The sequence below is a fragment of the Treponema pedis genome (genome assembly GCF_017161325.1).
Taxonomy (GTDB): Bacteria; Spirochaetota; Spirochaetia; order Treponematales; family Treponemataceae; genus Treponema_B; species Treponema_B pedis.
Map to the genome: position 1 here is coordinate 2,470,403 of NZ_CP045670.1, position 14,178 is coordinate 2,484,580.

10 protein-coding genes and 2 pseudogenes are annotated in these 14,178 nt (G+C 42.0%); 9 read left to right on the plus strand and 3 right to left on the minus strand.

Features of this window, described 5'->3' with window-relative positions; translation table 11 throughout:
* The first annotated feature begins 14 nt into the window (after window positions 1-14).
* Window positions 15-1,506: pseudogene (locus tag DYQ05_RS11375) on the plus strand (gliding motility protein).
* A gap of 67 nt (window positions 1,507-1,573) precedes the next feature.
* On the plus strand, window positions 1,574-2,428 hold the full coding sequence (locus DYQ05_RS11380) for a PQQ-binding-like beta-propeller repeat protein (RefSeq protein WP_020966169.1): 855 nt from the start codon (window positions 1,574-1,576) through the stop codon (window positions 2,426-2,428).
* Between the two features lie 225 nt (window positions 2,429-2,653).
* Here the strand turns inward: DYQ05_RS11380 and DYQ05_RS11385 are convergent, their stop codons facing one another.
* Window positions 2,654-2,803, minus strand: a complete 150-nt coding sequence (locus DYQ05_RS11385; RefSeq protein ID WP_020966170.1) for a hypothetical protein — start codon at window positions 2,801-2,803, stop codon at window positions 2,654-2,656.
* A gap of 94 nt (window positions 2,804-2,897) precedes the next feature.
* On the opposite strand from DYQ05_RS11385, the gene murG reads away from it, so the two are divergent.
* From murG to DYQ05_RS11415, 6 genes are all read left to right on the plus strand, one after another.
* The gene (gene murG, locus DYQ05_RS11390) at window positions 2,898-4,046 is read left to right on the plus strand and encodes an undecaprenyldiphospho-muramoylpentapeptide beta-N-acetylglucosaminyltransferase (RefSeq protein ID WP_020966171.1); all 1,149 of its coding nucleotides are present in this window, start codon (window positions 2,898-2,900) and stop codon (window positions 4,044-4,046) included.
* 814 nt (window positions 4,047-4,860) lie between these two features.
* On the plus strand, window positions 4,861-5,184 hold the full coding sequence (locus DYQ05_RS11395; RefSeq protein ID WP_206183453.1) for a hypothetical protein: 324 nt from the start codon (window positions 4,861-4,863) through the stop codon (window positions 5,182-5,184).
* 437 nt (window positions 5,185-5,621) lie between these two features.
* Window positions 5,622-6,227, plus strand: coding sequence for a TetR/AcrR family transcriptional regulator (locus DYQ05_RS11400; RefSeq protein ID WP_206183454.1), 606 nt, complete (start codon window positions 5,622-5,624; stop codon window positions 6,225-6,227).
* Between the two features lie 47 nt (window positions 6,228-6,274).
* Window positions 6,275-8,191 carry an ABC transporter ATP-binding protein gene (locus DYQ05_RS11405; RefSeq protein WP_206183455.1) on the plus strand — a complete coding sequence of 639 codons (1,917 nt, stop codon included), beginning with the start codon at window positions 6,275-6,277 and terminating at the stop codon, window positions 8,189-8,191.
* Between the two features lie 6 nt (window positions 8,192-8,197).
* Entirely contained in the window at window positions 8,198-9,250 is a 1,053-nt protein-coding gene (locus tag DYQ05_RS11410) for an ABC transporter transmembrane domain-containing protein (protein WP_206183456.1), read from the plus strand.
* A gap of 41 nt (window positions 9,251-9,291) precedes the next feature.
* Window positions 9,292-9,933 carry an ABC transporter ATP-binding protein gene (locus DYQ05_RS11415; protein ID WP_252723563.1) on the plus strand — a complete coding sequence of 214 codons (642 nt, stop codon included), beginning with the start codon at window positions 9,292-9,294 and terminating at the stop codon, window positions 9,931-9,933.
* 427 nt (window positions 9,934-10,360) lie between these two features.
* On the opposite strand, the pseudogene DYQ05_RS11420 reads toward DYQ05_RS11415, so the two are convergent.
* Window positions 10,361-11,098 (minus strand): annotated as a pseudogene (locus DYQ05_RS11420) (DUF4469 domain-containing protein).
* Between the two features lie 454 nt (window positions 11,099-11,552).
* On the minus strand, window positions 11,553-12,554 hold the full coding sequence (locus DYQ05_RS11425; protein ID WP_206183457.1) for a leucine-rich repeat domain-containing protein: 1,002 nt from the start codon (window positions 12,552-12,554) through the stop codon (window positions 11,553-11,555).
* 1,048 nt (window positions 12,555-13,602) lie between these two features.
* Here DYQ05_RS11425 and DYQ05_RS11430 point away from each other — a divergent pair.
* The gene (locus tag DYQ05_RS11430) at window positions 13,603-14,085 is read left to right on the plus strand and encodes a GNAT family N-acetyltransferase (protein WP_024465443.1); all 483 of its coding nucleotides are present in this window, start codon (window positions 13,603-13,605) and stop codon (window positions 14,083-14,085) included.
* Window positions 14,086-14,178 lie beyond the last annotated feature (93 nt).

Genomic DNA, 14,178 nt, shown 5'->3' on the forward strand with positions numbered 1-14,178 from the left:
GGAGAATTTAAAAAATGAAAGCTAAAAGCGGAGATGTATTTTGCGTTTATAACTCATATCTAAAAAAAATATACGGCTTGTCAGATAACGAAGATAGAAAATAAGGAGGAAAAGCTGTTTGCAGTCCTTCTTTCTCTGGATTGGTCAGGCGACCAGCCGCTTAAAGAGGAAGAGTTAGCGACGCTACAGCCTCTTTATAAGGATTTTATGTATTGGGAAAGGGGCTTGCATTTGGATAATGTCGAGCCGGAGATACCCGCAAACTATATTTTGGCAGGGAATATCACACCTCTAACCGATGAAAGTACCGATTCATACACTTATTTTTGGGGAAACGGATATGACGTGTATCGCCAGCTTAAATGGCAGGAAATCCCGAAGGAGCAAAGGGACGCGTTTAAAAAGGCGGATAAAAGCAAGGAAAAGATTGAATTCGCCGGCGAGCAATGGAGTGTTTCCAAGCGCTGTTTATATGATGATTCGATTTCCTTTGAAAGCGCGTTGGAGCTAAAGGCATTTCCCTGCCTGTCCTATTTGTCTTGCAAAAGGTGGCATGCCGATTTGTATGAATATTTGCGAATCTGTCCGTTTTTGGATGAGCTGGTACTTGAAAACCATCAGCAAAAGACGTTGAATTTTGCCGGCACGCATTTGCATAAACTTTCCATTGATATGAACGGCGTCGAAGAGCTTTATCTGAATGATGAGTTAGAACAGCTTATTCTGCTAGGCGAGACGACGAAGAATTGTAAAATATCCGCTACAGAAAACGGAGCAAGGCTGCTTTTAACGGCAAATAAAACAATTCCCAAAGTACAAGGATTAGAGAGGCTAGAAAATCTGCATTGCAGCGGAATTTCCGAACTCGATATAGCGGAAATTACAGCGGCTTACCCAAGACTGAGGGAACTGCGGCTATGGGGTAAGCCCGGAACTCTTTCTAACTTCGCTATGATGTCTAAGTTTACAAAACTTGAAGGACTTACCACCAATGATTTATTCGGCTTTTCCGCCGAGGACATTCCGGAGCCTGAACGTTTACCCAACTTAAACTGGTTTTGGATGAGCAGTTTGCCGGAAGATGCGGCGAAAAGAGCCAAGCAGCTTTACAAAAAGAAAGCGGGGCTTAACCTTTGGATACAAAAGCCGCGAAAACCGGAATGGCTGGCACAAAACCTTGACAATCCGTTTCGCTCTTGGGACGGACAGGAAAATATTCCGCAGGCCACCGCCAAGAAAGCGGCCGATTTGTACAGAAAGACAAGGGCGGAAATACTAAAATTGGAACAAAGCTCTCCGCCGGAAGCTGCCCTGACCGCCGAAACTTTAGTGAGGGCATACACCGAATCCTTTAATAAAATGGACAAACGCAAATATTTTATCGAAACGGTCGAGCGGGAGGATATTTATTTCGCGTTAACCGAACTTTTGGAACTGCTACCGGAATCATTGCAGGTCGATAAAGAAAAGCTGTTGCAGATTTTTGACGAAGTACGGGATTTTTAGGAATACGGAGAGCCGGCCCAAAAGAACGGCGGCGAACCGGCAAGAATACCGAAGAGAGGAAATTAAGATGAAAGCATATCCGTTACTTTTAGAAGGAATTTCATTCAGGGCTCATAACATAATAGGTATTTATAGGATAAAAGAAAAAATAGCTGTCCTGCACTGCGCTTTTAGCTTTGCCGGCGCGGAACAATCCGCGGAGGATAAAAGGAAGCCGAATTATATTCTACTTGATTTGTTCTCAGAAAATTTTAAAGAACATAGCAAAACGCATTTGTGTTTTTACGAGCAGGGATTTGTTTCCGCTTTGGACTCGGAACTTTATGAGGAGAAAGGCAAAATCATTTTAAATACCAAAGCGTATAAAGGATTTGCCCCAACGATTGCAAAGCTGATTGAAGTTTCCGATACAAGCTTAGTGGAAATCGGGCAGCCGCCGATGCCGATTGCTCGAATATATAATGACCGCAAAATATATCCGTTCGGCAATGTGGAAGTTTATATGCATTCTCCGTTTATGATGGCATGCCGAAATAGCTGCTCCGGTGAAATCCTTTGGAAAACGAAAATCGGCGCTTATTTATATACGGAAGTCAAAGCGGAAAGCGGCATTTTGTATTTTGGAACGGACGGCAAGGGCGGGAAGTTTTGGGCGGTTAATTTATTAGACGGCAGTACAGTCTATAATTATAACAGCAGGGGAACCTCAAACTTTTTGTTTTATCGGGATTATGTATTATTATCCAACGAGAAAAATAAACCGATTTTATTACACCGAAAAGACGGCACATTAGTTAAAGCGCTCGAATTCGGCGATTACAAAATAACGGTCTATCAGCAGATGATTATAGTAAAAGACAGATTATACGCTATTGCCTCTAAAAAGGATACGGTTTATGCAGTATACACCGATTTGGTATAATTAATATAAGGAGAATAAACTGCTTACTATTGAAAGAATTGATTAAAAATCAAAAAATTTTAATGAAAACTTCTTTGCAAAAGTATCGGATAAACTATGGGAAAGAGGAGAAATAGAAGAAATTAAAAACCGAACCGATGAGAACTTATTTCTTTTTCATAATCTTCTGTGAACTTCCTTTTATGCGGGCTGCCGACAACGCAATATACGCTTAAATCGGACGAATTAAAAACGGGCTTGTGTTTTTTTTGAAAAATCCGCTTCCCAAATTTCCTGTTTTATTTCTTCGGTATCTATTTGCGGATTTTGTTTTGCTTCTTTTCTTTTTTGCAATTGGTGTTTAACGTAATCGATATATAATTTAAGTCTTCCCATAGCTTTAAATTTACACGAAAAAAAAGGTTTAGTCTAGCAGGGAATACGGGGTCCGGCACTTTTCAAAACATACACGTTGTGATAAACTGAAAAAATGAATTGTGTTGTTTTTACAGGCGGAGGAACGGGCGGTCATATTTTTCCCGGTCTTGCCGTAGCGGAGATTTTCAGCTCCAAAACAAATTACAGGATTTACTGGATAGGCTCAAACGGCGGTGCGGATAAAAATATTGTTGAATCCGAAGAAAAAATTTCGAATTTAAAATTCATAAGTATACCCGCCGGAAAACTTAGGCGTTATTTCAGCTTGGAAAACTTTATAGATATATTTAAAACGGCGGCGGGATTTATAAAATCTTTTTTTATTCTCTTAAAATTAAAACCCGCTTTTGTTTTTTCAAAAGGAGGCTTTGTTTCGGTACCGCCCTGCGCCGCGGCGAAACTTTTAAAAATTCCTATTATTACACATGAGTGCGATTTTTCTCCGGGTCTTGCAACCAAACTTAATTCCAAATTCGCTTCTCATATTTTGACCTCCTATAACGAAACAATAAATCAATTGAGTAAGGCTGTCAGAGGAAAGGCGGTTTGTACGGGCAACCCGGTAAGACTTTCTTTTTATTCCGCAGACGAAAAAAAAGGAAGAGATTTTATAAAAGCGAACTCGGATAAACCCATTCTTTTGGTTTTAGGAGGAAGCCTCGGCGCCCGCCAAATAAATGACCTTATTTTTGATTCCATAGAATTTTTAGCGGAACACTTTACAGTAGTTCATCAAACAGGTGAAAAAAATATTGAGCAGGGAAAAGAAATTTCGGAAAAGTTAAAAAAGTCGCAGGCGGCGGAATTAAATCCGTCTATATGTAAAAATTATAAACCGTATGCTTTTATAAAAGATGAAATGCCGGATATTTTAAAAGCCGCTTCAATTATAGTTTCCAGAGCGGGAGCAAACACTGTTTGGGAATCCGCGGCGGCGGGAAAACCTATGATTTTAATTCCTTTGGAAAAAGGAAGTTCCAGAGGGGACCAAATTGAAAATGCAGAATTTTTTAAATTAAACGGAGCTGCAGCCGTACTGAAAGGAGATGAAGTTTCTTCCGATAATTTTACAAAAATCGTAAAAGAATTTTTAGACAACCCCGAAAAGCTGAAAAAAACGGCTGAAGCGTCCGGAGCCCTTGCAAAAGAAAAGCCCGCATGTATAATTGCCGATTTTTTAATGAAGTTCTTAGATGAATAACCGTGAACATAAGGATTAACTCGACAAGGACGGAGAATTTATTCTTAAAAAGCAAATCCGTAACCAATTAAAAAGCGTTTTTAGAAATTTATGCGAAACGCCTACTTTGAAACTCTAACAGTCCCGATAAATAAAAAGGTAGACTTCTTTTAACCGCTGTTGTTACACCGATTAAAAACGCAGCGAGTTTTGCTTACATACTTATTTTTGCAAAACTCGCATTATTTCAATACACGTTTTCATTCCATTTAAAACATGCACAAAATCAACACTTTCGCAATTCGATAATTGCTAAAACGCCGATTTTATATGTACATATTCAACAAATGATAAATTAAATCGCTTTACTGTTTTTCTCGCCGAAATTTAAATAAGATTATTGATACATGACTTTACGGATTTATCAGCCGTTCTGTATACTCTGTAACTTTATTTTTTTAATAGAGGTGTTTTCGGCTCACCGATTTTCAAAAGGCTTCCGAAACATTCGGCACTACCCTCCTCCCGCTACCGTATCTCCGATGTTATGTTTTAAGACGATATGCATCAGATGTATCTACTTTTACCGATTCAGCCTGCTTTATTTAAGATAAAATCAATTGAACGTAAACACTACGTCATTCAGCAGTTTATGCAGCCTGCACTACACACCTCCGCCTGATGGAAGCGGCTTAATAAAAACAGGTCTAATTCGGTTTTGAGGTATTGATTGTACGAGTTTTATTATGGTAGAAAGTCATGTTGTAAAATTTTTCCGGCAGATTAGGTTGAGTGAATAACGGATTGTGGGATATAATAGGGATAGGGTGAAAAGGTGTTATACGCACAACTAAGTGTGTCGGGTTTTAGGAACAAAAATGTATTTTTTAATGATTTTAATTGTATTTTCAATTTTTTTGTCGGTTATTATAAAAAATACAAAGCAGAGCAAGAAGTTCCGATAAACAGTGAAATTAAAGAAGAAGATTATCAAGAAATTCAAGAGTATATTTCTAAAACATATAATATAGATATACATGAGATTTTGTTTACATTAATAAAAAATCCTAATAATAAAAATCTGATTCGTTTTGAATTAAAATTAGAAAATAACTCGCAAGAAAAAAATATTAAATTTGATGATAAGAAAAAAAAATGAAATTACTTTTTATATAACAGAAAAAGAATTTGAATTACAAAATAAGTATAAGGCAGAGTTCTTCACCTGTTTTTAATCATTCGAACGAGAAGAGTTAGAGCGAATATATAAAAATTTACCAGCTGATTTGAATTTCCTAAATTAAAGGCATAAAAGAATAAATACTCAAAAAGAAAAAAGACAGGTTGCACGGAAATTATCTGAAATGTAAAAAAACCGACAAAGCGGGAAAACCGTGAGGAAAAGTATCAAGCAAGGCGAAAGAATGAAAAACCAAATGCTTTGACAACCCGCAAAAGATACCGGCAAAAGGCTATGGATAATAAACGGCATAAATAAAAACTATTATTTACATAGTTAGTTGACTATAACTTAAATTATCGCTATGATAAAAACCGACAAAATTGTCGGTTTTTATTTATAAGGAGAGGTTTACTTTGGAAGAAACAAAACAAAAAGTAGGTCAGGTCAGAAAAAAAGAGATATTGGATGCGGCAAAAAAGGTCTTTTTAACGAAAGGATTCGCCGACACGGTAATGGAAGATATTATTACCGAAACATCACTGTCTCGAGGAGGCGTGTATTACCATTACAAAAATAAGGTGGAAATATTACATGACTTAATGAGAGAAGGCATGGCGTATCGCGTAGAGAAGATTAATGAATTTTTAGCGGATTATCCGAAAGCTTTAGATGAAAATGCCGCAGCACAGATGATTGTCGATAAAATACTCGACGAAAGTGAGCTTATGAGCGTATATGCCATCTATCTCCAAGCTCAAAAAAATAATGAGGAGCTAAAAAATTTATTTCCGGTTTTGGTTGAAGAATCCTTAAAAACTGCGTATACCGGCGTTAAAGGGATAAAAAAAGAAAGCTATACATATCTTACCGACGATTTTTTACTCTTTTTTATGAATACGATTATTCTGGGCTGCGAAATTTTGGACGGAGCACGGGAAAACTTTATCAATAACAGAGAGTTCTTTGTAGAAATAGTAAAGCTGTTTATTGAAAGCTATAATAAAGGCAAAATAAAATAATTTTTTTAACTATAAGTTAGCATAAACCAACAAGAGGAGCGATTTATATGAATAACAAAAAAACCGATTTTGACGAAATGCTTGACCGTACTTCGGACGGCAAGAAGGCCAAGCAAACCGAAGATTTAATCAAGGAAGTCGAAAGTTTAAACCTCGATATTCCCAATGAGATTATGAAGCGGATTAAGAATGAGGTGCAGCAAAGTGAAAAGCAGGCACAAATCAGTATGGGCGGTTTGAGCAAGGCTCTTATGAGTGTTGCTCCGGAGTGCAAGGGCAGGATGCGCCTTTCCGTTATTCTTGCCTGTGTCGGAGAGATGTTTAGCTTTGCTACCTATTTCTTTAGCGCTTATGCTGCCGGTTGGCTTATAAAAAGAGCCGGCAACAATCCGGCAGGTTTTGACGAACTTTTGAAATATGCTTTTTTAGCAATGGGTTCATTACTGCTTTATTTTATATGTACCGGATTCAGCACAGCCATTTCGCATAAAACATCCTTTTCCATACTTGCAAAACTCAGACAGACCCTATTTGAAAAATTGAAAGTCATTCCAATGGGGTACTTGGTGGATAATCCCGTCGGCAAGATTAAGGTAATTCTTATGGAGCGAGTGTCGGATATGGAAGATTGGGTAGCCCATCTCATGCCGGAGTTGCCGAGCCGTCTATTACATCCGGCGCTTTGTATCATCATCTTATTCTTTTTCGATTGGCGTATAGGTTTATCGATTTTTGCGCCCTTGCCGATTGTCATTGCCGGTATGGCGGCGATGATGTATAAATACCGCGGCAGAATGGCTGTTTGGCTTTCGAGTTATGCAAATGTTGCCGATAGAAGTGCGGAATATGTTCGAGGAATTCCGGTAATCAAAGCCTTTGCGCAAGATAAGCTCTCTTACGGAAAATTTGCCGATGCGGTCAAATTCTATCATTTTTCCACGATGAAGTGGTGGAAACAAAGCTGGTTAGGTAAAGCCTTGATGACTGCGGCGATGATGACGCCGCAGCTGATGAGTATGCCCTTAGCCTTTTATTTTTACGGACAGGGTCAAATAGGTATTGAAACCCTGCTTTTAGCCCTTACCCTTCCTATTTCCATACTGCCGCAGGCTTTTGCACTAATGACGAGCTTTGAACTCTTTCAGATGGCTTCCGGCAACTGGGGGCATATACAAGAATTGCTTGATATGCCTATTCAAAAACGCCCCGATGCGGAACATAGAGCTGCTATCGATGCTGATAAGGGAATCAAATTTGAAAAGGTAAGTTTTTCATATACTGACGGTAATGAGGTGCTGCACGATATCTCCTTTGAGACCAAGCCGGGTGAGGTAACTGCGCTTGTAGGTCCTTCAGGCGGCGGAAAATCGACAATTGCAAAGCTTTTGGCAGGGTTTTGGGACCCCTCATCGGGCATAATTTCTCTCGGCGGTGCGGAAACAAAATCCATTTCATTTAAGCAGCTTGCCGAAGAGATTTCTTTCGTTTCTCAAGATAACTTCCTGTTCGATGTAAGTATCAGGGATAATATTCGTCTCGGAAAACCGAATGCGACTGAAGAGGAGATTATTGCGGCGGCAAAGGCTGCGCATTGCCATGAGTTTATCACGGCGCTCCCTGAAGGGTATAACACAAAGGCGGGCGAAGCGGGCGGCGCAATGTCGGGCGGAGAACGCCAACGCATCACCCTTGCAAGAGCCATTCTGAAGCCCGCTTCCACCATTATTTTAGATGAGGCGACCGCCTATGCAGACCCCGAAAATGAAGCGCTCATTCAAGAAGCGATATCGCATCTTGTAAAGGGAAAAAATCTTGTGATAGTTGCTCACAGGTTGAACACGATTAAGCAGGCACACCAAATTATCTTAATTGATAAAGGGCGGATTATAGCCAAGGGCAGACATGATGAGCTGATGAAAGAACCGCTCTATGCAAATCTTTGGAAACAATATTTAGGGGAGTAATAACATATGAAGTTTATCACATTATCTTTTAAATTAGCAGGACAGTATAAAAATCGTCTTAAAGCGGGAATGTTCCTTATTTTTCTGCAAAATGCTTCGATTTTATTCGGGTTTTTTGCGCTCTTTCTTGCATTCGGTTGGATGGGGGAAACGACCGGCGCTCATATTCGGACGATTTTCGCAGTATTGTTTGCCTCTTTCTTTTTTAATTTTTTAACGGGCTGGGCAAAAAGCAGTCTAAGCGACGGCGTTTTTTTCGGAATTTTTAAGGATTACCGGCTTACGGTCGGCGAAAAGTTAAAAAAAGCCCCTATGGGTTATTTTGCCGAACAAAGTCTTTCAAGAATTATGGCGGCATTTACCAATGTTATGAAAAGCCTCGAAATGTACTCTGCAATGAGTATTGACTTTAGTCTTTCCGGTGTTTCACTCTCCTTTTTCCTTTTAATCGGGATGTTCGGTGTAAATGCTAAAATCGGATTTCTAACCCTTATATGCTTAACACTTATCTGGCTCTGCGTATCTCTTATGGTACATCAGGCTAAGAAAGAGGTTATACGTGAACACGCTGCAATTACCAAGGTGAGCGACGCTCTTATTGACGGTATTTGCGGTATTCCCGTGCTTCGCAGTTTTCCGTTTGCGGATGCAGGGGTTGTGGAAGAAATTCATTCTAAATTGAAAAACGCTTCCGAGGAACTCAGACTTTCTCAAGTACATTTCGAGACGGTTTTTGTTATTTATGCGAGAATTTTTTCTACCGTTATCAATCTTTCGAGCCTGCTTGTTACACTCTTTTCCTGTTATCTTTATACGAAGGGTGAAGTATTATTGCCACAGGCGCTCACCGTTTCGGCGGCGGGCTTTATGCTTTTCGGCGGTTTAAAACAACTTGAAAATGCGGCAATCCTGATGGTTAAAAATCCCGCCAATATGCAGTATTTGAATGAGGTTTTAGATATTCCCGAAATAAACGACGGTACTTTAGAAGTCATGGAAAACCAGGATATTGTCTTTGACAAGGTACGTTTCAGCTACGACAAAAAAATCCCGTTCTAAAAGATATCTCATTTACCGTTCCGCAAGGCTCAAAGACAGCTATCGTAGGGCCGTCAGGCTCCGGGAAAACGACAATTATCAATTTAATATCCCGTTTTTACGATATCGATAGCGGCGAAATCAGATTGGGCAATAAGGATATACGGGATTATAAGGTTGAAAAATTACTTAAAAATCTTTCGCTTGTTTTTCAAGATGTGTATCTTTTCCAAGATACCATAGAAAACAATATCCGCTTTGCAAATCCCGATGCAAGTCGCGAAGAGGTGGTTGAAGCCGCTAAAAAGGCGCGCTGCCATAATTTTATTATGGAACTTCCCGACGGCTATAACACTCCGGTCGGCGAGGGAGGCAGTTCCCTTTCAGGCGGAGAAAAGCAGCGAATTTCCATTGCCAGAGCATTACTTAAAAATGCGCCGATTATTCTTTTGGATGAAGCGACCAGCTCGGTTGACCCTGAAAATGAATACGAGATTTTAGCGGCGATTGAGGAGCTGTCCAAAGGGCATACGGTGATTTCCATAGCTCACAGACTTTCTACCGTAAAAAAAGCCGACCAAATCTTAGTAATTGATGACGGCAAACTGGTTCAAGAAGGCAAGCATAACGATTTGATAAATAAGGAAGGTATTTACTCGGCATTTATCAAGGCGAGAGAGCGGGCCGCTAACTGGAGATTATAAAAATGATACAAAGCAATATCGGGGGTGCTTTGCCGATGTCCTTATAAGGGGGAGAGGCGAACCGTGTTGTAAGGGGAAGGTTCCTCTTAGACCCCTTCGGTTTTGTAGGGGGAAAGAGAGACACTTGTCAGACGCAAGTTTCCCTCTTTCCCCCTACGACCCCCTATCTCCTTTTCAACGCTGCCAAAGGGGTGTCCCCTTTGGAATCCCCGGCGGGTTTTTCAGGCAAATGCGCTTCGCTGTTTGCTTGTGTGCGAGGGGGTGTGTTGCCAATCGGCAAGGCGTTTTGCTTTGCCGATGTCCTCCGGTACGCCCTATTGAAGGGTCTTCACTCGCCGTATTGAAACCTCTTCACTCGCTCTATTGAAGGGTGTCCACTCGCCGTATTGAAGGGTCTTCAAAAAACGCTTCAATTTATGACTTCGCCTTATGTCTTCGCCTCGCACGGGTACCCGTATACGATTTCGCGGACGGTTTTAAGCGGGCTTGTTCCGCCTGACTACTTTGTGCGCACGATGAGCGTTACCGCGCCGGCAGGCACTTCTTTGGGTACGCGGGCGATGATTTGGCTCGGGTTGTTTACCGAGAGGCGGCGCGTCGTTTTGTATTCGGTGCCGCCGGCGGCTTTGAAGAAGACACCTTGCGCGCTGTCGGTTTCGTCGATTTTCAGTTTCTCGCCGTCGATGATGATGTCGTCCCCGATGGTGAGCGTGCCGTCTTTTAAGCCGGTTGCGGTGTCGGTTACGGCGGTTATGCGGGCGCTTTGTTCTTTTGCGCCGAGTACTTTTACGCCGATTGCGTCAAGGGCGGTGCGTAAGTCGGCGGTGGGAATGAGGTCTACGGTGCGCTTGTGTACTTTTTCGTCGTAGGCGGTGTTTTCGGTTTCCCATACGCCTGAGACGCGCGGGCTTATTTGCACTAAGCCGTCCATAAAGCTCAAGCCCTCTTGAATAAGGTCTTTAACCGCCTTGTCGCGCATTGCGAGAATGTTCAAGATGGTTTCCTTGCGGAATTCGGTGCGCTCTTTGGTGATAATGTCGGCGATGTCGCTGTTGTGCTGTGTGTCTGCATGTGCGTGTACGTCGGCGATGCAGTCGCGGTCATTTTCTTTTGTCAATGTGTTGGGTCGTAGGTATACTTCCCACACGTACTTTTTTTTGGACATAGTTATTCTCCTTTAAGGGGGAGAGAGAGAACCCCGTTCCGAGCAGGGTTTTCTCTCTCCCCCTTAGACCCCCTCTCTCTTTCCCGCACGGTGAGTAAGAATTGTACGTCCTGTACAATTCTTACTCCGAGTTTTGTTTGCACAAAACTCGCGCCGGGGCTGTTCCGGCGGACGTCCTGTCCGCTCCCGCTTAGGTTTGCGGCAAAGGCGCTGACGCGCTTTGCTTGTGTACGAGGGGGTGGTTTGCGAATCGGTAGTCGAGTAATCAATTGATTGTACGGCTGCCGATGTCCGTTTTTTCTTAACCGCTTAAGAGCGCAGAGGGCGCTAAGATTTTCGGGGTGCTTGTGTTTTGCACGTCCTCTATTGTCTCTTTGCGTGCTCTGCGAGCTTTGCGGTTTGTTTTGTTAATCGACAAGGCGTTTGCTTTGCCGATGTCCTTATGTTCCACCCGTTACGGGGCGATTGCCGCAAACTTTTCCTTTGCGGTGCCCATATCGCCGGCGCCGGCTTTATATTTGTCAAGCTGGTCTTGCGGTACTTTTATGCTGCCGTCTGCCAGATTGCCGCAGTTTGTAAAGGCACTGTCGAACTTGCCGGCACTGTAATTGCAGTTGAGCGTTACGCCGGTTAGCTTTGTGCAGGCGTAAAAGCAGTATCCCATATCGGTAACGCTTGCGGGGATGTCCGGCACTGTAGTAAGGCTTGTGCAGCCGTAAAAGCAGTATCCCATATTGGTAAGGCCTACGGGAATGTTTTGTACGGTAGTAAGGCCGGTGCAGTCTTGAAAGCAGCGTTCCATATCGGTAACGTCTTTGGGGATAGCCGGTGCTCTAGTAAGGTTTTTGCAGCCTGCAAAGCAGTTTGACATATCGGTAACACTTTCGGGAATAGCAGGTGCTGTTGTAAGGTTTTTGCAGTCTGAAAAGCAGCCGGACATAACGGTAACGCCTGCGGGGATGTCCGGTGCTGTTGTAAGGTTTTTGCAGCCATAAAAACACCAGCCCATATCGGTAACGCCTTCGGGGATAGCCGGTGCCGTTGTAAGACCGGTGCAGTCTGCAAAGCAGTTTTCCATACTGGTAAGACCTGCGGGGTAGGCTGCGATTTTAAGGGCTACTTTTTTATCCGAATGGTCTTTAAGTTTTTGTCCCAACTCTCCCGGATTGTCGTCGCTTCCCTTAAAAGCTTCTTTCGGTATGGGGCCGGTTACTTCGATGTAGTTTAGCTTTTCGATTGAGGCGGTGTCCCTCAAGTAGGTTTCAAGGTCGGCATAGGGGACTTTTACGTAGGGGCCGGGCGTAGGCGGGACGGTGCCGCCTCCTGTGCCTCCTCCGGTACCTGAGTTTCCGCTGTCTGTGGGCTTTACTCCTGAGACGTTGGGGCAGCCTATGGAAAGGACTGTCATTGCCAATAGCACTATCAGTGCTAATCCTGTTGTTTTAAATGTTTTCATAAAAAATCTCCTTTCCGCTTGTGCGGATATATAGTGTTTGATCGTTGATGTGCCGATTGTTAATTGTTCATGGGGAGGAGAGCGGTTGTGGGCGGAAATATGAGTGTTTTTTATCTTTACGTTTTGTCTGAGCAAAATGTGAAAAAGTATGGCGGTGCGGATATCCGTGTCGGATATTGCGGTTTTTTGGGTATGATTTATGCTAGTGTCGAGTGTCGAGTGTCGAGTGTCGAGTGTCGAGTGTCGAGTGTCGAGTGTCGAGTGTCGAGTGTCGAGTGTCGAGTGTCGAGTGTCGAGTGTCGAGTGTCGAGTGTCGAGTGTCGAGTGTCGAGTGTCGAGTGTCGAGTGTCGAGTAAATTATGGGGCGCGTTTTGAGTTTGTCAAGTACCCAGCCGCTTTTTTTCATGCGGAAGCCCGGCGTTTTGTTGAGTATGTTTTAGGCGGTGTGTACTGTCTATATTTTTCACTGTTTTCATCATTGTACATTATAGCACGCTTTTGCGGAAAAAACAAAGGAAAAGAGGGAAAAAAATGGTTTTTTTAAGGGGGAGAGAGAGAACCCCGTTCCGAGCATGGTTTTCTCTCTCCCCCTTAGACCCCCTCTCTCTTTCCCGCACGGCTTAGGGGCTGATTTTGGGGAGGGAAGGCACCCCGGCAGAACGGGTTTTCTTCCCTCCCCAAACCCCTCCTATCTTTTCCGTCTGCTTAGAGGCTCCGCCCCTAAGAACCCCGCTTACGGATAGGTTTGGGATTTACACTTTTACGAGCAGGGTTTTGGAACTGATACGGATGAGGGAACCGAGATATTTTTAACCCCGGCAGCAAGGATACCTTTCAACACAAGCTGCTAAAGGCGGTACACTCCGAACAAACAGAATTAAGAATAATCAGGCTGTTTTGCTTCCGCCTTTTCCGTTCTTTTCCCTCCCTATGCCGACTAAAGATTTGAGGGTAAGCGGAAAATCCGACGGTAGAAAAATCGGCTTAAAAACGGTATAATAAACGGTAAATATTTTTAATTAGAATAAAAGAAAGCCGGGGGATAATGATGAGTATAGAAATTATATATGGATACGACAAGCCCGAAGAAGTAAGAGTTCTATTTTCAGAATACATTCAGATGTTAATTTCAAATGATAAGTCATTCAAAAAATACCTTGATATTCAAAATTATGATGAAGAAATAAGTGATTTGGAAAAAAAGTATGGCATACCTAACGGTAGGCTATATTTACTTTATTATGATGAAGAGTTGGCGGGTTGTATTGGATTAAGAAAGATTGACAATAAAAACTGTGAAATGAAGCGTCTTTATATAAGACAAAAATTCAGAGGTAAAAATTTAGGAAACATTTTAGTTGAAAAGATTATTAAGGAAGCAAGAGATATAGGATATTCTTATATGCTATTAGACACTCTTCCATTTTTAAAAACTGCAATAAGATTGTATGAAAAATATGGTTTTTACAGGATAGAAAGTTATAATAACAGTCCAATGGACAATTCTATTTTTATGAAACTTGATTTGTAATACTCCATAATAATATGAGGCTTGAAGAAACGGTAAATCAAAAGCGGTTTACTGTTTTTTGTTATTTAAAATCAAAAAGAAAGAATAAGAGAG

Bases quoted from the DNA above. Each gene is read 5' to 3' on its own strand.
- DYQ05_RS11430 (WP_024465443.1), top strand. From the start codon at position 13,603: ATGAGTATAGAAATTATATATGGATACGACAAGCCCGAAGAAGTAAGA.
- DYQ05_RS11410 (WP_206183456.1), top strand. From the start codon at position 8,198: ATGAAGTTTATCACATTATCTTTTAAATTAGCAGGACAGTATAAAAAT.
- DYQ05_RS11405 (WP_206183455.1), top strand. From the start codon at position 6,275: ATGAATAACAAAAAAACCGATTTTGACGAAATGCTTGACCGTACTTCG.
- DYQ05_RS11385 (WP_020966170.1), bottom strand. From the start codon at position 2,803: ATGGGAAGACTTAAATTATATATCGATTACGTTAAACACCAATTGCAA.
- murG (WP_020966171.1), top strand. From the start codon at position 2,898: ATGAATTGTGTTGTTTTTACAGGCGGAGGAACGGGCGGTCATATTTTT.
- DYQ05_RS11425 (WP_206183457.1), bottom strand. From the start codon at position 12,554: ATGAAAACATTTAAAACAACAGGATTAGCACTGATAGTGCTATTGGCA.
- DYQ05_RS11380 (WP_020966169.1), top strand. From the start codon at position 1,574: ATGAAAGCATATCCGTTACTTTTAGAAGGAATTTCATTCAGGGCTCAT.